This window comes from Nitrosopumilaceae archaeon (assembly GCA_035631875.1).
In the GTDB taxonomy this organism is placed as follows: domain Archaea; phylum Thermoproteota; class Nitrososphaeria; order Nitrososphaerales; family Nitrosopumilaceae; genus TA-20.
The window spans coordinates 22,066-42,164 of sequence record DASQHX010000001.1 but is presented as its reverse complement, the minus strand read 5'-3'; the positions used below and the strand labels follow the sequence as shown (position 1 = coordinate 42,164).

General features: G+C 34.9%; 18 protein-coding genes, 1 tRNA gene, 1 other RNA gene and 1 riboswitch. Of the genes, 12 read left to right on the top strand and 8 right to left on the bottom strand.

The window, feature by feature from the left end; all coding sequences use genetic code 11:
• Positions 1-1,890, top strand: a 1,890-nt coding sequence (locus VEU72_00215; protein ID HYL65557.1) for an immunoglobulin-like domain-containing protein, incomplete at its 5' end; no start/stop codon positions are given.
• A gap of 51 nt (positions 1,891-1,941) precedes the next feature.
• Here VEU72_00215 and VEU72_00210 read toward each other — a convergent pair.
• The 5 genes from VEU72_00210 to VEU72_00190 form a co-directional block, all read right to left on the bottom strand.
• Positions 1,942-2,709, bottom strand: coding sequence for a hypothetical protein (locus tag VEU72_00210; GenBank protein ID HYL65556.1), 768 nt, complete (start codon positions 2,707-2,709; stop codon positions 1,942-1,944).
• A 42-nt stretch (positions 2,710-2,751) separates the two neighbouring features.
• A complete protein-coding gene (locus VEU72_00205) occupies positions 2,752-3,000 on the bottom strand; it encodes a hypothetical protein (protein HYL65555.1) in 249 nt (82 codons plus the stop codon).
• Between the two features lie 102 nt (positions 3,001-3,102).
• Positions 3,103-3,963 carry a helix-turn-helix domain-containing protein gene (locus VEU72_00200; GenBank protein ID HYL65554.1) on the bottom strand — a complete coding sequence of 287 codons (861 nt, stop codon included), beginning with the start codon at positions 3,961-3,963 and terminating at the stop codon, positions 3,103-3,105.
• Positions 3,964-4,163: 200 nt separating this feature from the next.
• Positions 4,164-5,669 (bottom strand): glycosyltransferase family 39 protein, encoded by a 1,506-nt coding sequence (locus VEU72_00195; GenBank protein ID HYL65553.1) that lies wholly within the window; start codon positions 5,667-5,669, stop codon positions 4,164-4,166.
• A gap of 24 nt (positions 5,670-5,693) precedes the next feature.
• A complete protein-coding gene (locus VEU72_00190; protein HYL65552.1) occupies positions 5,694-6,872 on the bottom strand; it encodes a glycosyltransferase family 2 protein in 1,179 nt (392 codons plus the stop codon).
• Positions 6,873-7,032: 160 nt separating this feature from the next.
• Here VEU72_00190 and VEU72_00185 point away from each other — a divergent pair, with 160 nt between their 5' ends.
• Complete coding sequence (locus VEU72_00185) at positions 7,033-7,359, top strand: tRNA-binding protein (protein ID HYL65551.1); 327 nt, start codon at positions 7,033-7,035, stop codon at positions 7,357-7,359.
• A gap of 8 nt (positions 7,360-7,367) precedes the next feature.
• On the opposite strand, the gene VEU72_00180 is transcribed toward VEU72_00185, so the two are convergent.
• On the bottom strand, positions 7,368-8,813 hold the full coding sequence (locus tag VEU72_00180) for an FAD-binding oxidoreductase (protein HYL65550.1): 1,446 nt from the start codon (positions 8,811-8,813) through the stop codon (positions 7,368-7,370).
• A gap of 82 nt (positions 8,814-8,895) precedes the next feature.
• On the opposite strand from VEU72_00180, the gene VEU72_00175 reads away from it, so the two are divergent.
• Together VEU72_00175 and VEU72_00170 are read left to right on the top strand one after the other, a co-directional pair.
• Complete coding sequence (locus VEU72_00175) at positions 8,896-10,017, top strand: DUF1512 domain-containing protein (protein HYL65549.1); 1,122 nt, start codon at positions 8,896-8,898, stop codon at positions 10,015-10,017.
• The gene (locus VEU72_00170; protein HYL65548.1) at positions 10,014-10,199 is read left to right on the top strand and encodes a hypothetical protein; all 186 of its coding nucleotides are present in this window, start codon (positions 10,014-10,016) and stop codon (positions 10,197-10,199) included. The genes VEU72_00175 and VEU72_00170 overlap by 4 nt, the downstream gene beginning before the upstream one ends.
• Here the strand turns inward: VEU72_00170 and map are convergent.
• Entirely contained in the window at positions 10,196-11,086 is an 891-nt protein-coding gene (gene map / locus VEU72_00165) for a type II methionyl aminopeptidase (protein ID HYL65547.1), read from the bottom strand. The two genes, VEU72_00170 and map, sit on opposite strands and share 4 nt — an antisense overlap.
• An 81-nt stretch (positions 11,087-11,167) precedes the next feature.
• Between map and VEU72_00160 the strand changes: the two genes are divergently transcribed.
• The 3 genes from VEU72_00160 (at position 11,168) to VEU72_00150 (ending at position 12,191) form a co-directional block, all read left to right on the top strand.
• Positions 11,168-11,241: transfer RNA gene (locus VEU72_00160), tRNA-Pro, on the top strand.
• 99 nt (positions 11,242-11,340) lie between these two features.
• Positions 11,341-11,415, top strand: a riboswitch (Fluoride riboswitch).
• A gap of 73 nt (positions 11,416-11,488) precedes the next feature.
• Positions 11,489-11,875 (top strand): fluoride efflux transporter CrcB, encoded by a 387-nt coding sequence (gene crcB, locus VEU72_00155; GenBank protein HYL65546.1) that lies wholly within the window; start codon positions 11,489-11,491, stop codon positions 11,873-11,875.
• Position 11,876: 1 nt separating this feature from the next.
• Positions 11,877-12,191, top strand: coding sequence for a DUF190 domain-containing protein (locus VEU72_00150; GenBank protein HYL65545.1), 315 nt, complete (start codon positions 11,877-11,879; stop codon positions 12,189-12,191).
• 56 nt (positions 12,192-12,247) lie between these two features.
• Here VEU72_00150 and VEU72_00145 read toward each other — a convergent pair whose 3' ends face one another.
• Complete coding sequence (locus tag VEU72_00145) at positions 12,248-12,547, bottom strand: hypothetical protein (GenBank protein HYL65544.1); 300 nt, start codon at positions 12,545-12,547, stop codon at positions 12,248-12,250.
• Positions 12,548-12,824: 277 nt separating this feature from the next.
• On the opposite strand from VEU72_00145, the gene VEU72_00140 reads away from it, so the two are divergent.
• The 5 genes from VEU72_00140 to rnpB all read left to right on the top strand — a co-directional run bounded on the left by VEU72_00140 (position 12,825) and on the right by rnpB (position 20,084).
• Positions 12,825-13,073 carry a hypothetical protein gene (locus VEU72_00140; GenBank protein ID HYL65543.1) on the top strand — a complete coding sequence of 83 codons (249 nt, stop codon included), beginning with the start codon at positions 12,825-12,827 and terminating at the stop codon, positions 13,071-13,073.
• 204 nt (positions 13,074-13,277) lie between these two features.
• Positions 13,278-16,742: a lamin tail domain-containing protein gene (locus VEU72_00135; GenBank protein HYL65542.1), complete on the top strand. Its 3,465-nt coding sequence runs from the start codon at positions 13,278-13,280 to the stop codon at positions 16,740-16,742.
• A gap of 66 nt (positions 16,743-16,808) precedes the next feature.
• Positions 16,809-17,321 (top strand): DUF367 family protein, encoded by a 513-nt coding sequence (locus VEU72_00130; protein ID HYL65541.1) that lies wholly within the window; start codon positions 16,809-16,811, stop codon positions 17,319-17,321.
• 69 nt (positions 17,322-17,390) lie between these two features.
• Positions 17,391-19,739, top strand: a complete 2,349-nt coding sequence (locus VEU72_00125) for an amino acid permease (protein HYL65540.1) — start codon at positions 17,391-17,393, stop codon at positions 19,737-19,739.
• Between the two features lie 68 nt (positions 19,740-19,807).
• Positions 19,808-20,084: RNase P RNA component (gene rnpB, locus VEU72_00120), an RNA gene on the top strand.
• Positions 20,085-20,099 lie beyond the last annotated feature (15 nt).

Here is a 20,099-nt window from a genome sequence, read left to right as displayed (position 1 = left end):
GGTTCAAAATATGTAGAGCTTGGTGCAACAGTATCTGATCCAAACGATCCAAAACTGAAAGTATCAATTGACTCATCTGCTGTCAAGACAAATGTAACAGGTTCCTATTCTGTAGAGTATAATGCAGTAGACCCAGCAGGAAACCACGCAGTCCAAGTTATCAGAACAGTTGATGTAGTTGATACATCAATTAGTAACGCAAAAATCACAATAACTATCAAAACATTATCTGTTTCGCCGGTTTCTGGTGCAACTTATACCATATCGCCAAATCCAAAAACTGGTTTCGGAAGCCTTACTATTACTGATGGAGGTGCTGATGATGAAGATGGCTTGGCAAATGGCGCAATAGAAATCTCGCATGTTCATAAAGGTAAATATGTAATAACTCAGATGAATATTCCACCAGGATTTCGTTCTTTATTAAAATCCACAATCACAAACGTTCACTCATCTAGTTTGAACAAGATCGTGAACTTTCACGTATTACCAACAAGTACTGATCTCACCCAGCTTCCATCACAGTCCATCCAATCTCCATCACTAAACAATAAGACATTTAATAGTTGGACATCATCGTCATTTTCTGCTAAACTCATAGATAACGATAATTCTAGCGTTATTATAAACAATGTAGAACAGACACCGCAGCTAATTATAGCAGGTTCAGGTAATTCCTCTGCAATTAATTCGTCATTAATTTCGGAACAATCAGTATTATTGAATGCCTCTTTTGCTCCTTTGACAAGTGGTTCTAAAATAGTAAATACAATTGGTCTCGAAAATTATTCCTTGCCTAACTCAACTAATGTCGTAGCCATAATTCCAACCATTGTAACACATGTGAATACAACATCAGGTTACATCGCAGCTACTCCTCCTATATCTGGAGTAATTCCTGGTCAAGAAATGATCATTCCAGTGGCAGATCCATTGATTCCAAGTTTTGGTGGTCTAAAGGAGATTACAGTACAATCCTCTACTGTTCAACAACCAGTAGAAGTAAATAATACAAATTGGTTTGTTGCTGAAGTAGAAAATGCAATTCCTTTTGCCTTAACCTCGAATGGAATTAATAGTGCACCAGTACTTTTTATCAATATACAACATCCTTTTGAAGAAAATCAAACAGCATTTAATTGGTCAAATGCATCTAACCTTGCTGTACCACCTACTCTTACAATAATAGTAAGTAAGACTAACTCAAGCTCTGTTTTAAATGACGCTCAAGATTGTCCTATAATCATTCCTTATACACTGGTTTCGAATTCATGGACTACTTTTGGTGTTAATGAGACATCATCTAAATCAATTAGTGTATCACAGTGTGAAATAACAATAGAGTCACAGCACTTGTCCAAATTTGCATTTTCCCTCCAACATTTGAGTTCATTAACTTCAAGTGTAGGTCTGTCTGGAACAGGTGCAGCTTCATCTGGAAGTGATAATCATCCTAGTACTAGTAATTTTGCATCCGCTATTAGCTCACCCAATAACACTACTCCATCTATACCAACAGGGGTAACAACTACTGCAATATCATCAAATCAGATTAGAGTATCATGGACTGCCTCACCTGGTGCAACAACATACAACATTTACCGCGCGACATCACAAACTGGTCCATTTACCATGATTGGGTCAACAGCTGCAACATCATATACTAATGGAGGTCTATCTGCAGGTACAACATACTATTACAAGATCAGCACAGCAAACAATACCGATACACCTACACAAAGCTCACTAGCATCTGCAACTAGTACATATACTGTCAAACCTGTTACTCCAAGCACTAGCACATCTGTCACCAAACCTGTTACTCCAAGCACTAGCACATCTGTCACCAAATCTACTAGCAAATCCAGCACAAATACGCTAAGAAAATAATAGACTAGTTTCTATTTCTTACATAACATAATACAAAAATGAAATGAAGAATCATTTGAGTTCATCTAACTTATCATAAGATTTCATCTTTGGTTTTTTGAACAGTTTTATGTGACTGTAAAGACCAAACGAGAACAACACATAAGACCACAAGTAAAGAATGTCTATTGGATTTCCAGAGTAATATGATTTGTTCACATCCAAAAAGAGAAAACCCGAATCAGCAACAACATTAAGTAAGATGGCAAAAAACATGAGGGACCATAACAAACTCACATCTCCTTTGAAGAAAAGTATCATTCCTATAACTGTAGGAAATAATACGATTGCATCTGCAATAGGATAAATTCCTGCCCACACCATATCCTCCCAACTGGCATTTGGATTGTAAGAATATGTAGTGTAAAATGTTGGAACTAGAAATATGGCTGTTGATAAAAATGCACAAGCCAACATTTTTTTTGAGATTGCTGCTTCTACTGGCTTTAGATAATAGATTGAAAATAATAATAAAAAAGGATATCCGAGAAGATAAAGAAAGTCGTTTACGTACGGGAAGGGATTTAATTTATTAAAAATCTCAGAAATAAACCAGAACAATTCTGCAATAAACCAAGCAGCAGCAAAACCGGCAAAAAAGAGATAAGATCTTCCAAGGTCACCCTTTCCACCAAATCTGACAGAGATGATGATTGATAGGATTAAGAGAGTGCCTGATACAGGTAAATAAAGAAAGTCAGACGTTGCTGTCGCAATATTCTTACCAAGAAAATTTGCTATCAGAATAGTAAAACCGATGCAAATTAGAGAAAAAATCAAGAATCTATGGATTCTTATTCTCAGCAGATTGGCTTCCAATTTTTACCTAGACAATACCTTGATGAATTCTTCTACAGGTTTTTCTGATGCAAATTCGCCCATATTTTTCTTGATTTTCTGTACTATGGCAATGTGTGCAAGACCAAATGTTTGTTTCAAGACATTAGCGAGGTAATCTGGGTGTTCTACACAGTCTAACAACGAACAATGGTATTCTTGAAAGAGCCTCTTATTTATTATCTCAAGCGTAGGCTCACCCATTCCATTTAACACATCTTCTACGGCCATCATCAGAAGTTCCCTATTTGATAGAATGTCTTTATTTTCAACCAAATTACATTCCCCTCATCTTGTTATCAGACATAGAATCATTTTTGGATTTATTATAGCGCATCAATGACATATCTCTGCATTCTCCCAAGAATACCCAAATAACATATGCATAGAATCCACAAATGATCTAGAATCCGCCCAAACTGCAAAAGGATTGTGCGAGGGATGAACCGCATTTCTTAGAAATATTATAACCTCGCTATGATCTTTGATCACAAAACATTGATTTTCAGAATTAATACTTGGCATTAGTTTAATTGCTTTTTTATTTATTCCATCCAGAAAAGAAGGAATTCTTTGCGCTGGAGAAACAATGATCCTAAAATCGATAAGTGAGTCTGATAACATATCTGTGATATCAGCATGATAAAATCTAGAAAGATCTTTCTCACTACAAAACATTAGAATTTCTTCTCTCGCACTTTTAATCATGTTTTTTATTTTTATTTGTATAAGTTCACTTCCTTGCACCATTTGTAATTTTTCACTTTTTGTTTCGTCCGTCTCAATAATATATGACGGAACTTGATCCCAAAGTTGAACCAGATCGCTTTTTTGTTGCGTTAACGTATCTAATTTCTCTTTTTCTGTATTTACTAACGTTGATAACGTTTGCTCTAATGGAAGCGCAGAATATTTTGTGGGTGATGAACATTCTGCATTTACAATTCCTCTGCCTTGTAATGCGTTAAGAATGAAATAAGTTTCAGTTCTTGGTAGCTGTAATGCTTTGAACACTTGTGGTGCCGTTTTTGGACCGTATTTTCCCAAATAGATGTATATTTTTGTTTGATTTGGACTAAGCCCAAATTTTAAAAGTTGTTCTGTAATCTTCTGTAGATTTAACTTGTGTTCGTATGACGCCGTTCCAGGTTCTGCATCAAACAGATTTAACTGAAGATTAGTGTCATTATCTTTCAAGGACTATAATTAAAAGTAAGATCCATATAACGTTTCTCGGTTTCATATCTTGAACAAATTTCAGACCAGTTAAAATAATTACATTTACTGAACCTTAACTATCTCATTACCAAAAGTGGTAACTGATTTATTTGTTGATTACACATAATTTTACTTTTACAAATATTTTCTTTTTTGCTTACATAATATATTGATCATGATTATTTGTTTTCCCGTATTTCTATCTCGCTTCCTTCATAATTTGGAACCATGTTGGTAAACGGATATTCCCCTATATCGTATTTTAGAACTCCACCGTAAAACTTCTTGATTGGGAAGGTACGGTTGTATACATCCTGAAGTTGTTTTCCAGCATTGATGTTTCCTTTGAAGTGAGTGTCTGATATTAGAAGAATCTTTTGAGTATAGAGGGGATGAAACAATATGTATCTGTAATCAGGGTCTACATCAGGAATTTTGTAAACATATGTAAACAACCACGAGTACACTGGGCTTGAAATAATTGTTGTATTATTACTATCCTTAGGAATATTACTGTTGTGAACATTTTGAATAACGTATGCTGCAGCTTCAAATTGGCCTGAAATATTTGTAGTAATTAATAACGTTGACATAGTAAATCCAAAAATGCATATGCTAGCTATTATGGAAAATGTAACAATTTGTTGATTGTTTTTCTTTACGGTCTCTAATTTGTCTATTATGAATTTGGATGACGCAATACAAAATGCAGGTAATATGAGAATCCAATAAAAATATTGGACATAGCCTATTGAAACAAGGAATATCACAAATGGAATTATCCACAACAAAATCATGGAATCTCTTTTTATGGCAGCATAAACAGTTCCAGTTATACCTAATATTAGCAAGACTGGATCATAACCAGCAAAATTTCCTACAATATTTACAAAGTTGTTATTTTGCCTGTGGACTTGAAACAAGACATCAGCAACGAATTTGTGGAATTGATTATCGGCGATGCTCTGAGCGGGCCATAATAATGGTATCAAAATTACTGGTATGAACCACAACACAAGAGTTTTTCTACTCTTTGTGTTCTGATACAGCAGAATTGCCACTACTGGAATCATGACAAATGCGGTTTCTTTTGTAAAAATAGCAATTCCAAGTAAAATCCCAGAAATCACGGTAAACAATTTACTATGTTGAGAATTTTTTGTATAAACTGCAAAAAGTATGGATGTCAACAGAAATGGGAGTAATATGGAATCTAACAATATTCTTCTCACAAGCCAAGTTATTGGCATGACAGCAAACAAGATTGAAGCTAAAAAAGCAACTTTTGTTGAATAACAACGCTCTGAGATCTTGAATATCAGAAAAGTATCCAATACTGCTAGTAAACCCATCAATATTCGTGGAACTAGATAGAGCATTTCTATAGAATGCGCATCAGGTTTGGGATGAAGCGAATCTGGATAACCTGTTAAAGATAATGCACCTGCCAAGAAAAACTGTCCAAAAAACGGATGATCATGGAAGGTATTAGTTTGCGGTCCTAGACCTGCTAAAACATTCATCGCTCTGTACATGTATACTCCTTCGTCATAGAAAATATCTGGGAAGCCTACTGGATTCCACAAATGTGTAAATGCAGATAGCGTTAACGGAATTAGAAGAAAAATAATTGAGACGCGACTAATTCTTCTAAAAAGTAGACTTGATATTTTTAATGTAGGCATATTTGGTTGTTTACCATTGCAGGATTAACTCCAAACTTTTTCTTCGAAAGTCCATCTTTTGTTTAAGATGAAATTTCCAACAGATGCAATAACTACTGCTACAAACAATGCAATAGAATAATTCAAGTGTCTTGATTCTACTAGAACGTAAATCATGAAAATCTGAAATATTGCACCTATTCCACTAAAGCCCAAAAATAATCCGTATTGCTTTAGAGTTTTTTTAAGATCAAAGTCTCTATCCTCAAAAGTCCACACTTTATTTAGAATAAAGTTTGATGTCATAGAAAATACAATTCCTATCATGGTTGCATAGATGTACCATAAGTTAGATAGAACTACTCCAAAAAGAAATGAAACTAAATAGTTTACCAGTAAACCTGAGGCACCTACTGTATAGAATCTTCCAGCTTTTGAGAGAAAACGTACAGAAATTCTTTTTTCTTTTTCACGGATGGTTTTACCATAACGGTATAGACTCCATAATGATTTGACATAATCAATAGTTACAGCTGTATCTAGTTTGCTTGAACCTTCTTTACGATTAATGAATTCATATGGGATCTCTTTTACTTTTACTCCTCGTGTTTTTACAAGTATTTCTAAAAGTATTTTGTATCCCATGGCATCAAACTTGATATTATTAATAATACTGCGTTTGAATGCAAAAAAACCCGACATTGGATCTTTGATTTTTATTCCTAATCCATGTTGAGCAATTTTGGTCGCTCCTTTGCTTATTATTTTTCTTTTAAACGGCCATCCTTTTACAGAACCACCATCGACATATCTCGATGCTACTACTATATCGCATTCGGATTTGTGAAGCTCCTCTATCATTTTTGGAATTGTTTGTGGAGGATGTGAGAAATCGCTATCCATTACAACAACTGATTCACCTTTGGCACAGCTGATGCCAGCAAGAATTGCAGAACTCAATCCACGTTCAGTTTTTCTATGTATGACTTGAACAGATTGGGTATTTTCCCTTTTAGAATTTTTTGCATATTCTTCAACTATATTTCCAGTACCATCTGGTGAATTGTCATCAACTACTATGATCTCAGTATCTGTATCAATAGGTAGATGTTTACATAAAGAATCTAGTATGCCCACAATATTTTTAGATTCATTATAAGTGGGTACAACAACTGAAAGAGATTTTGAATGTCTAGTTACAATCTCTTTTTGTACACTACTCATATTACGTCCTACCTATTTTTGATTTTGATAGTTATTAAATTAACTTATTATTCTCACGTTTAACTGGAACTTTTAACGGGTCAATCCTTAATTTTGAGGTTATTAGAAAATTGTTTCATAATTTCGAAATCAATTTTAATGTGATAAAATTATCCTTGGTGTGCCAAATATTACATATGATGATTTTGCTAAACTCGATATTCGTATAGCCAAAATACTTGGCACCGAAAAAATACTTGGAAAATCGAAGATTATTAAAGGAATCATAGATTTAGGAGAAGAAAAGCGTGAAGTAATAATTGGCGGTGCAGAATATTATCAACCAGAAGATCTAGTTGGTAAGACGGTGGTTGTTATTGCAAATCTAGAACCACGAAAGATTGCGGGATTTGAATCAAATGCAATGCTTTTGGCCGCAGATGTAAACGATAAACCGTTCTGGCTAACAGTAAATGAAGAAGTACCACTTGGAACAAAAATAAAATAATACACTAATCAAATTTTTATCATACTGCTTTTTGTGGTGATTATCTTATCTGGATTTAAAATATTTTTTGGATCAAACTCTTGTTTTATTTTCTTAAAAACAGAATAGATATAATTTCCATATTGTAATTTTACAAATTCTGATCTAGCAAGACCATCTCCATGTTCGCCTGTTATGCTCCCGCCTGTCGCTATTACTTTGGAAAAAAATTCAGCAGCTATTTTTTTCATCAATTTTTTGTTTTTGTTTCTAATCACAGGTCTAATATGCAGGTTGCCGTTTCCAGCATGACCGTATGTGATTATGTCTAACTTGTATTTTTCTGAAATCTTTTTGATTATATCAACAAGCACAACAAGTTTCTCAACAGAAACTGTAGCATCCTCAATTAACGTTGGTAAACTTTGATCTGGAGTAATCCCTCTCAGACTTAATCCTAGTGCTGAATTTCTAAGACTCCACCACTTTTTTACTTCGTCTTTTTTTGTCAAAATTTTGATGATTCTTTCAGATTTGATTATCTCTCCAAGATTAGCCTTGCTTTTCTCAATGTTACTGTCAAACTCTACAAATAACAGACATCCTGTATCTATAGGAAAATCAAATTTAATGTGTTTAATTATTTTCTTATCTATTAACTCCAGTGCAGAAGGTGCAAGTTTTACTATTTTTGCAGAATCAATTACAGCTTGTTCTAAATTTCTATATGATAATATGATTAGAATTTTCTTTTTTGGTAGTGGTAAAATCTTTATCTTTGCAGAAATGATAATGCACAAAGTACCTTCAGAACCTGCAACGATTTTTTGCAAGTCTGTTTTTTTTGTGATTTTGTCTAGTCTATAACCACAAGAATTTTTTGATACACGAGGAAATTTTTTTTGAATATTGTGATTTATAATTTTTAGTATCTTGTTACCAAACCGTGATTTTGATGGAAAATTAATTGCTTTGCCATTTGAAGTTATTATCCTTACTCCAATCAAGTTGTCTATAACACTACCATACTTGAGTGAATGAATACCACTTGCGTTTGTGGCAATCATCCCACCAATTGTACAGTATGGACCAACTGACGGATCCGGCCCAAAAAACTTGTTATTTTTTTCTAAATTTTTATCAAGAGTTCCCTTAAGGAGACCTGAACCCACATGCACATAATTTGGATATGTTTTGATTTTATCAAAATATTTCAAATCAAGAATTATTCCCTTGCCTAGTGCACTTCCGACAAGACCTGTTCCAGCACCACGAGGTGTGACTGGAATGTTCTTTTTTGAGGCAAATCCTAGAATCTTAATAATATCATTTTCATTTCTTGGGAAAACAATGACCAGTGGTTTTACAATATATGAGCTGGCGTCAACAGAATAAAAATCACGACTATGTTTATCCCAAAGTACCCTGCATTGTACAATTCGCTGAATTTCAGCACCTATATTTTCCGCTTTCATTATAATTCATTGTTTTTATAAGTTAAAAATGATCATGGTTTTTAACAAAGATTTAATTTGGTAAAAACAAGCTTTTCTATCATTGGATTTTCTAGGAATTAACGTAGACAAACTCCTCAACTTTAATGATAATTCTAATCCTCTGATGTTGCTTGTGTGGATTGTACCGATAGTAATCTTCATGTTTTATGGTCAAAGGATTCAGTTACAAATAACATCATCTGAAATCAACAAATCGCTTGAAAAACTAAAGACGTTCAAAGAAGATACAAGAAAAGAATTACTAGATTACATAAAAACTACAATAAAACCAACAACAGATCCATCTGCAAAAATCGACAGGTATCTTGAATATTTTACAATAATGCCAGTTGATATGGATCCCAATGGAATTATTCAGAAAATCAGACACATCATGCGTTCACGTGAGGATTATACTAGATTGCAAGTAAAAACAATTTCATCAGAAATGAACTCGATGGACGCAAGTAAAATAGAAAACATTCTGGAAGCGGTTACTACTTTGCACTTGTTTTACAAAATGGTAAGACACCTTTATCTTACAGCAAAAAAACAAAATAATTTTCCGCTCATTTTGCCATTACAAATGATGATGCCATTTATCATGGAAGAAGCAGAGGCGCTAAAGGGTGCTGTTTCTGCCTTTAAACAAGGTCAACCAATAGGTGATGGGATAGGACCAATGATTGTTGGAAAGATGATGATTGGAACAGAAAAGAAAACTGCTGCATTTGAAACAGTGTGGAGCGAAAAAGAATTCGAGGGAAGAAAACTCTATCTGATGAAGGCCGAAGGACCATCTGCAACAGTTGGAAGACCAGGTGATGCATTAGAGAGAATTATATCTGAAAGTAAACCTGATGTAATAGTAATGGTTGATGCAGCATTAAAACTAGAAGGAGAAGATTCTGGTACTGTAACACAAGGATTTGGTGCGGCAATTGGGGGAATTGGTACTGATAGATATCAAATTGAAGAGGTTGCAACAAAATACAAAATTCCTATTTATGCTATTGTAATAAAACAATCAATCAAAGAAGCCATCACGCTTATGAAAAAAGAAATTGCGGACTCTGCAGAAAAGGTAACGTCACAAATACATGAAATGATTAAAGATAATGCAAAACCAGGTCAATCTGTCCTAGTAATTGGAGTGGGAAACACTCTTGGAGTTTCGCAATGAAATTTAAAAGAAAAAAAGAAGAGATCATTGCACCATATACTATAGAGCAATGCAATTCATGTAACACAATTTTAAAACGAAAATTCAGAGATGGTGATTACGTATTTAAAAAAACTGATACATGTTCATCATGTAAAGGTCAGATGTCAATTACCAAAATTTTTGGCGAAGTTAGTGCCTAGAGTGTAGTAACTGTTATTCCATTTTCTTGAGGTATGAATGTGTGCTCTGCCTGTGCTACTCTTTCACCATTTGCCTCAGTTAATACAGGATATGATCTTACTACCTTGTTTTTAACAAGTTTCTCTAACAAAATTCTAGCATTTTTCTCTTCCCAAGTTGGAATAAGCCATCTTAATGCAAATGGCAACATGTTAAATTTTTCCCATATGTGATCAGCAAGCTTATCAGCTTCTGCATCCTTTGTTCTTTTTCTAGTGATAAGTGAAAAGATGTTTCTTGTTTTACCCTCGCGTACAAATCCTAACCCTTCTTTTGTTGTAACAAATGGCTCACACGCGTAAGCTTCGGTAGGCGAAAACGAAAAAGATCCTATGGACCAAATATTTGGTATTGATTTTCCAGCATGAATAGTGTATTGTTCTAAGGAATGACCGCTGAGATTTGCTATTGGTTGACAGCCCATCTGTTTTACTGTGTTTTCTATTGTTTTTCCAACATCGCTTGATTTTGTACCTGTTTTTATGATTGATATTGCATCCTTTAGTGCAGCTTCTGCTGCTTGTATTAGAAAATCAAACTTGGGATCATAGCATACAGTTACTGCAGTATCTGCTATGTATCCGTTAATCTGTACTCCAAGATCAATTTTTAACAAATCTGTTTCACTGATTGCTCTCTGGTCATTTGGCTCTGCGGTATAGTGAGCTGCTATCTCATTTAGACTGGTATTAACTGGAAAGGCACACTTGCCACCCTTTTGAATAATTTCTTTTTCTATTGACTCGCAAATCTCAAATAACGTAGACCCGACATGATCTTTTTTTCTTGCATTTTCTCTTACTTGCGATGCAATCTTTCCAGCACTGATGTAATCTTGGATTTGCATAAAATAGTCTTGATTTTGTATGTTATTTAAAATCATCATCTGTGAAGCTTAAATTGGGGAGCTCCAAGCTGCATTTACATCGGGATCGTGGTCTAGCATGGTATGATTCGGGTTTTGGGTACCTGAGGTCGTCGGTTCAAATCCGGCCGATCCCATTATTTTGTATTCAATACATCTTAGGTTTGATTTGTTCACATTGTAACCAAAATAATAATGAAACTTGTAACAAAGGCTTAAAAATATGATAAAATTATGTGATTGCAGGCTATGACATTAGCCTTGGGAAATCCTAAACCGCATCAGAAGATGCTGATAATGTCTACCTAATGAAAATTAAACAGGTAGACAAATGACAAACAAAAATCAAAAAGAAAATCAATTTCACCAGAAAAGTGATTCTATATGAAGGGAATTGAAATAATGTTTCTAGCAATAGGTGGATTGGCTGGAACTTTTCTACGATATGGGATAACAAAATCTCCATTATTTCTTGGGGTATTGCCTGTAAACGTATTAATCGTGAATATAGTGGGAAGTTTTATTCTTGGAGGCTTCGCAGTTCTTTCACAACAATGGAATCTTGATGACAAGTATATGTTGCTAGTTGCAATAGGGTTCTGTGGCGGACTAACTACAATGTCCTCATTTGCGTTGGAAACATCTGACTTGATTGATAATAAACAATATTCTTTAATGGCAATTAATATAATCACAAATGTAGGTTTGTCATTAGGTTCTATATTTGGAGGTAGAGCTTTTTTAAGTGTAATAGTTGGAGCATTAAGATAAAATGAGAATCATAAAAATGTGGTCATTTGTTATCAGAATTAAAAAAAATGACACTGTGAAGGGAAAACGTGTTCATATACTAATACTTGACATTTTGAAAAAGAGGAAAATTTCTGGTGCTACAATCTGGACTGGTACAGGTGGATATGGAAAACGAGGAGAATCTAACATACGTGTAGAAGGAATATCAGTTAACATGCCACTTGTTATCGAAGTAATTGACGAGTTATCGAAACTTGAAAAGATACTGCCAGAGATAAAAGAAATAGTTGGCGATAACGGTCTGATTACTATGCATGAAGTTGGTATAATCTGAATTTACAAATTTAGACAGAATCAACAGTTAGGACATTATCAAAAACTCAGTTAGTTTTACGCTATTATCCTTTGGTCTGGAATCTCAGTTAACGTAAAGACAAATCTAGAGCCCTCAAATTCTGTTGTGCCCTCTCTTTCCCAGTTTACTTGGTAGGATTTTGTTAAATGTCCTCCTATTATGGATATTATCTTTGGGACGCTCTCATACAGTCGTTCAACTTTCTCCTTGTCGCGAGTCATAATAAGTGACCTGCGTCTTTTCATGAGATATTTGATGGCTACATTTTTGTGCATATGTCCTTCTACCTCTATCTTTTCATTGCCAAGATCAATGGTGAATTTTCGTTTTCCCATTGGATAAAACTAGGCGAAATTCTACAAAAGGATGAAGAGTAACAGAAAGATAGTAAAAAGAGCACAAATTATGACAATTATATGAGTAAAGATAATTTTTACAATGATTGTGAGATGGAAATTACATTTTTCTTCAATTAGTTCTTATCTTACTTTTACCATTCTAAAAAAGCCAGACGATGAAGAGGAGTTAGAGACATGATACAATATGAGTGCAAATTCAGTGACTCTGAGTCCTGGCATAGATTTTTATTAAAATTTCTAAATGTTAACATAATTGGGTTTTGAAAAACGTGAGATAGTTCTGATTATAGGTATTTTGTTTTTAATGATAGGTATGTTGCCATTTATCGCTCCTGTTTATGCAATTATAATATCTATTGCAATTTATTTTGGGGTGCGAGTATTTGTTGGAAGAAGAAAAAAACAAATGCAAAAAGCTATGGGAGAAGGAATGTGTGTAGTTTGTGGACAAAGAATTGTAAACAACAAATGTCCGCAATGTGATACTAAAAACCAAGCTTAGGATACGTTATTACTATTACATTTAACTCATTGAAGCAAAAGATTAATTCCTTCTCAATATAGAACAAGTTCTACGTACGACTTATAATGGATAACGCAGCACATTATTCATGCCTGCTTGTGCATATTGGGCATTAACAACTAGCTCAACTTTTACTCTATCAATACCTAAAATTGTAATATTTGTGATGAAATGATAGTGCAGATGAGAGACCCTAGATTATATCTTGTAATTGGATTTTTGGCAGTAGTCATGCTGTGTGTTCAAGTAAATCCTGTAATGGGCCAACTAAGTTCTATTGCTAATCATGTTGTGATAAATGAAGTTGAAACAGATCCTCCAGGTGATGATTCTAAATCAATATCACAATGGGTAGAGCTGTATAATCCAACATCCGAACCAGTTAACATTGGTGGTTGGACAATTGGAGCTACAACTGGATTACGAAATACATACACAATTTCTGCTGGTACAAATATTCAAAGCGGACAATTTTTGACATATACGTATGGACCATCATGGTTTCCACATATTGGTGCAGTTATTCAACTAAAAGATGCAAATGGTATGGTCGTAGACCAAACTCCACCACTAGATGATCAGAAAAATGACTTTAACACTTGGCAGAGAATTGCAGATGGATTTAATACAAACTCTACTAGCGACTGGGTATTCAAAATAGCAACTACAGGTAGTTCAAATGGAAAACTAGTTTCAGCTGGAACTTCTTCCGTACTTAGTATTACAGTTACAACTGATAAAACAAGCTATGTTTTTGGTGATATAGTAAAAATAAGCGGTCAAGTTTCAAAACAAGTTAACATACCAAATCTAAGTTATATTCCAGAACAAATTCGCATACTTGTTACAGGCCCTGGATTTCAAAAAACAATTACAGCATATCCTAACAATAACCTTCAATTTGAAACAGATTTGAAAACTGATCCGCTATTGGGATTTCAAGAAGGAGACTATAATGTTTCTGTGATTTATTCAGATGCATCAGCAGCTACACAATTTGTCTTAAATGCACAAGCATATGTTCCTCCACCACAACAAGCACAAACTAAACTTACATTTGGCACTGATAAACCATCTTACATTTTGGGAGATCCGATAACTATTATAGGAAACGTCTCAAAAATTATTCCGCTTACTGCTGTAACGTACACAGTATATGATCCTAATAATGTCAAAGTTTACGATGGAAACTTGTATCCTGATTCGCAAGGAAGAATTACTTCTTATAATTATTTTCATCATACATCTACTTCATCAGGTGTTGTTTTAAATTCAGTAAATCCTGTTTATGGAACATATGATATTGTTGCAAAATATGATACAGCTACAACAACTACTTGGTTTAATCTAATACCGCAGCCAACTCTGAGTGCTCCAATAGTAGTAACTACAGACAAACAAGCATATGGATTAGGTGACACTGTAACAATTTCAGGCCGTACAAATTTGATTGGAGTGAATGACTTTCAAATCGAGATAGTACAATCCTATACATCAGGTGTTGTTAGACAAACATATGACGTAAAAAGTTCATTAAATGTTTCATCAGATGGTACATTTACATATACATTACCAATTCCAAGTGTGACAGATAGATTTGGAAGCTACAGAGCAATAATATCTGAAAAATCCTATAAAACAGAAGCAGACTTTCATGTAGTACAAAATCCAAGTATTTTTGTAGCAACAAATTCAGGACCTTTATCCATTACAACAGATCAATCCTCTTATGCAATAGGAGACTCCGTTGCTATTTCAGGTAACATTGCATCAAATCAAGTCACAACCGCCACTAGTCTTGTTATTACAGTATTGAATGGAAATGGTACAGCTTTAATATCAAAAGCTAATACTGGTCCAAATCTTTCAGGAGGAATAGGATCAGGTGTGGTAAATACCCCTCTGACATTTTACGCATATCCTGATAGCAATGGTAACTACAAAATTCAAGAAACATTATACCGTAGTGTCTTTGAACCAGGTACGTATACTCTAAAAGCCACATATAATAAACTGACAACTACTGCATCGTTTTCAGTTTATGATCCGTTAGTAACAGGAAATCAAGCTGTAGTAGCAAGTACTGATAAACAAGTCTATGGCGTTGGAGAAACAGTGCATCTGACTGGTAAACTATCTAGTTTTGTAGATACGTCATCATACACAATTACATTAACACTGCCTGATGGCAGTATAATCACAAACCCCTTAACAATAACCAATGGATTCTTCTCTTGGGATTGGACAATACCTAATTCTTCTACTACTGGAGGAACTCTTGCAACTATAATCAACTCTGGCAGACAAAATGTTGTAACCATAAATAATTATCCAAACACATTTGGAATCTATAGAATATCCATTGGCTCAAATCATGCTAAAACTGACTTGTTCTTCGGCGTTTCTAAAAATCCACAATCAGAAACCAAATTGTCACCATTTTTCCTAGAGACAGACAAGACAGATTATACAACTACTCAAACAGTGCGAGTCTTTGGTCAAGTAATACCGCAAGTTAATGCTGCTGCACTTGAACAAAATACTCTGATTAACATTGTTGTATATACTGGTACTGGACAGGAGGCCTCCAGAGCAACAGTACAAGTAAACCCAGGAGGTCAATTTCAAACTTCAATAGAATTGCGTCCAGGAATATTTCAAACTGGAACATACAAGATATACGGAAACTATCTTGGAGTAGCCTCACAGGCAAGCTTTAACGTAACTGATCCGTTTACTACTTCATCAAGTAAACTTTCATTGTTGTTGACAACTGATAATGACAAGTATCTTCCAGGTCAGACTGTTTTAATTACTGGAAGAACAAGTTTCATAATATCAATTAACTCTGTTGATATTTCTGTTGGTCTTGCAAATGATACCATCATAAGTGAAGGACAAGTGGTATCAAAGGCAGGTAATGTATTACCAAAAGCTACGGTGCCTTTTGATCAAACAAGTTCTTTTAGTTATAATTATAAAATTCCTGATAATGCAAAACTTGGAAACTATGTTGTAATGGCCAAAGCTCCCTTTGGTGTGTTTAGTGCTCCATTCCAAGTTGTAAATCAATTACCAAATGTAGTGACACCTCCTCAAGTAAATGCAACTCAAGGAAATACTACGCAAGGAAACACAACACAAGGAATACCGCAAGTAACTACTCCATCGATAAAACCAAGTACCATTGGACCTACTCAGAAAACAATTCTTTCCAATACTATAACAGTTGACAAGGTAAATAGAATAACAGATTCATTTATACCAATAACCATTAAGGAAAAAACTGTCGGAAATAGTACATTCTATCCAAGAATGATTGATGGTTTATTACGTGTAAATTCTGGTGATGAATCAAATGTTAGCCTTAAGGTGACTTTTGAAGATGGAACCTGCTTGATTGGTCAGGATCCTAATTGTAAGATTACAGGCTCTACACAAAACTCTGGCTCACTATATCAAACAATCCAAATCGGTAACCAAAACTTTTTGGTCGGATATACTGGTTCTGGGGCTAGACTGGAGAAATTTACAATCTTACCTGCAGATGAAAACGGTGTAATTCAAGATGGACAATTTAATGTACAAATTATTAAGAAAGACCAACCCTCTAGGTTCTACTACCAGATTACTTACGTGTCTAAATAGGCATTATTACAAACGTCAACACTGATGTTAGTTTATTATACATCTTATACAAGATAAAAAACAATAATGCAAATTCAGGTTTTAATGCTCAAACAAGATGATCCAAAAAAATGCAGTGCTGCAAAGCTTGTTAAATTTGGGATTGCAAAAAATGTAAGAAGCACTTTGTCAAACACATTGATCTTAGATCCTTTTGCAGATAGAATGATTTTAAAAAATGATAAACATATTGCTAATTCTATAACTGGAATTGATTGCTCATGGGAATTTGCAGAGGAAACATTTGTAAAAAAATTCCCTGGCATACACAGAAAACTTCCACCACTTTTTGCTGGTAATCCAGTTAATTATTCAAAATTAAATAAGCTTACAACTGTAGAAGCAATATCTGGTGCTTTGTTTATTATGGAATTCGATGTTCTTGCACATGAAATGATAAACAAATTCAAATGGGGCCATACTTTTTATGATCTTAACAAAAATCTTCTTGAAGATTATTCAAAAGCACATTCAGAAGAAGATATTATTCATATCCTAAAAGAGTATGATATTTACGATATTGCTGTAGAGCACCACTAGGATGTCTATTAATGTATACAGAGACAAGTAGAGATTTATTCAACCATTTTTTCCAAACCGTTAGATAATATGACTACTGAAAAGTCGTCTCCCGGTCTTGTACGTAGTCTATCGCTACTTGACATAACGATGGTTGGAATTGCTGCAATGATAGGTGGATCCATATTCAATCTGGTAGGACCTGCCATACATGAAGCTGGTCCAGCATTAATTGTAGCTTTTGTATTTAGTGGAGTTATCAGCTTCTTTACCGCCCTGACATATGCTGAACTTGGTTCTGCTTTTCCAGAAGCAGGAGGTGGTTATAGATGGGTAAAAGAAGGACTGCCAAGACCAAATGCGTTTATCAGCGGATGGACAGCGTGGTTTGCCCATATGATTGCGGGAAGCTTGTATGCGGTCTCCTTTGGATCATTTTTTGGAAGTTTGCTTACAAACATAGGGGTTTCATCTGAGTATGGCGGAATATCACTTGAGAAAATTATTGCCACTATATCTATAATTATTTTTACATATGTAAATTACAGAGGGGCCTCTCTTACAGGCAAAGTTGGAAATGGACTAACAATTATGCAACTTGCAATAATTGTGGTTCTGATCATTGCAGGTATCTATGCATTGAGTTTTACCAACCCTCACTGGACAGCAAACTTTCAGAACTTTTTACCAAAGGGAATGGTAGGATTGGTTTTAGGAATGGGAATTACATACATTGCTTTTGAAGGGTATGAAATAATTGTACAAACTGGTGAAGAAGTTAAAAATCCAAAAAAGAATATTCCAAAGGCAGTATTCATTACACTTGGAGTTGTTACGGTTCTTTACATTGTTTTTACTTTTGCTTTCTTAGGTGGACTGGATCCGTCCAAAACTGGCAAAGATGCATGGAATTTCATAGGTGATTATCAAGAGTTGGGAATAGCACAAGCAGCAAAATTTCTAATACCTTATGGAATGATAGCAGTATTAGTTGGTGGTCTGGTATCAACTATTGCGGCACTAAGTGCAACTACATTTTCTTCAAGTAGAGTATCATTTGCTATGGGAAGACAGTACAATCTACCTTCCATCTTTAGCTCAATTCATCCCAAATATCATACTCCTCACTTTGCAATAATCGCATCAGGATTCATCATGCTTGTGATGGCTGTATGGCTCCCAATTGAACAACTAGCACTTGCAGCTGGTGTGATGTTCTTATTTTTGTTTACACAGGTAAATTGGGCAGGAATTCAAATCAGAAGACTTTATGGTCATAAGCTTGATTATGGATTCAAAATCCCATTCTTTCCACTCATGCCAATTATAGGCATATGTTGTAAAATAGGACTTGCTGTCTTTCTTTTAATTTACAATCCACTGAGCTGGGCAATTGCTATTGTCTGGATATTGATTGGATTCTCGATTTACAAATTATATATTTCAAAAAAAGAGATTGAACATTACGCACCATTAGTTGCAAATGAAGGCCCATCTCATCGAAAAGATTATCGCATAATGGTAGTATCCAACAAGAAAACTGTCGAGAAACTAGTAAAAATAGCATCAGCAATTGCAAAAAATAAAGACGGTGAAATTTCACTTCTAAGTGTAGCGACAATACCAATTCAGATACCTCTTTTTATGGGGCAAGGATTTGCGGAGCCTACCATGCGCTCAGTTGGAGACATGAAAAGATCTTTGCCTAACTCTTCAGATTACAGATATCTGGTAAGATTAACACATGATACAACAGAAGCCATTTTAGCTACAGTTGAAGAGCAAGGAATTAACTTGCTTGTGATGGATTTCTATGATCTTCGCAACAACAGAAAATTACTGTCACTTACTACATGCGATATACTCGGAGTGCATATCAAAAAAGAATTTGAAAAGGAACTCTCACATATTGTGGTATCATACGATAAAGGGAGACATTCTGACTTGGGAATTGAAATTGCGAGCGCTTTTTCTAATACTTTGGGAAGTAGCATACGAATTGTTAGAGGTGTAGTTGAATCACCTGAAGAAGAGCGTGACATATTGGGAAAAATTAATGAAAAGATGTTTGATCTAGATCTTAAGAAAATTCCTGTTGAAAGAATCTACCCGACAACAGAAGACGTTACTAAAGACCTGCTGCAAAACCTAAACAAAGATCCAGAGATTGTCATAGTGGGAGCAGGAAATCAATCGGATCAAGCTTTCAGCCCAAAGACACTGGCGATTATAGAAAAATCTTCTTACAGTGTATTTGTTGTGCGTGACTCTAGGTTCTCAAACATAAGAGCTAGATACTTTTGGCATATGATTGCACCTAGACTTAAAGAAAATAAATTCATCTACAACATGTATATCGAGACCATGAAATTGATGACTTTTATTAGAGCAAAGAAGAAACCTCTCTCCGACGAGGATTATTTTGCACCAAAAATGTAATCCTTTGTATCTTTCTCTTATGTTCTAACAATGTTAAAATAGAAATTTCTAATTATGATTGTCAAGGTGCGAGCTGGTGAACGAGCTACTGCTAAGGCAGAGGAAACTCCTCCCTCCATGCAGTAAATGTGATCCAGAGATGGATAGTCAGAGATGGCTGGCTACAGAACAGAAAAAAATCCGACCCGGCGTACTGTGATGGCAAAACCTGAGGTTTCCGGTAAGGAGTGAAAAAGCTGACCCACAGGGAGCAAGGCCAAACAAAACTAAAAGCGCTGCACTTGGTTTAGGTAGGCCGCATAGCTGAATCTCGTGAAAACAGAAGGAGGGTTACGTCTAGCACGCACCATTTTATTTTTA

What these genes read in the sequence shown, in the direction of transcription:
- VEU72_00205 (HYL65555.1), bottom strand. Translation starts at nt 3,000, where the DNA reads ATGATGGCCGTAGAAGATGTGTTAAATGGAATGGGTGAGCCTACGCTT.
- VEU72_00195 (HYL65553.1), bottom strand. Translation starts at nt 5,669, where the DNA reads ATGCCTACATTAAAAATATCAAGTCTACTTTTTAGAAGAATTAGTCGC.
- VEU72_00190 (HYL65552.1), bottom strand. Translation starts at nt 6,872, where the DNA reads ATGAGTAGTGTACAAAAAGAGATTGTAACTAGACATTCAAAATCTCTT.
- VEU72_00180 (HYL65550.1), bottom strand. Translation starts at nt 8,813, where the DNA reads ATGAAAGCGGAAAATATAGGTGCTGAAATTCAGCGAATTGTACAATGC.
- VEU72_00170 (HYL65548.1), top strand. Translation starts at nt 10,014, where the DNA reads ATGAAATTTAAAAGAAAAAAAGAAGAGATCATTGCACCATATACTATA.
- map (HYL65547.1), bottom strand. Translation starts at nt 11,086, where the DNA reads ATGCAAATCCAAGATTACATCAGTGCTGGAAAGATTGCATCGCAAGTA.
- crcB (HYL65546.1), top strand. Translation starts at nt 11,489, where the DNA reads ATGAAGGGAATTGAAATAATGTTTCTAGCAATAGGTGGATTGGCTGGA.
- VEU72_00150 (HYL65545.1), top strand. Translation starts at nt 11,877, where the DNA reads ATGAGAATCATAAAAATGTGGTCATTTGTTATCAGAATTAAAAAAAAT.
- VEU72_00145 (HYL65544.1), bottom strand. Translation starts at nt 12,547, where the DNA reads ATGGGAAAACGAAAATTCACCATTGATCTTGGCAATGAAAAGATAGAG.
- VEU72_00135 (HYL65542.1), top strand. Translation starts at nt 13,278, where the DNA reads ATGAGAGACCCTAGATTATATCTTGTAATTGGATTTTTGGCAGTAGTC.
- VEU72_00130 (HYL65541.1), top strand. Translation starts at nt 16,809, where the DNA reads ATGCAAATTCAGGTTTTAATGCTCAAACAAGATGATCCAAAAAAATGC.
- VEU72_00125 (HYL65540.1), top strand. Translation starts at nt 17,391, where the DNA reads ATGACTACTGAAAAGTCGTCTCCCGGTCTTGTACGTAGTCTATCGCTA.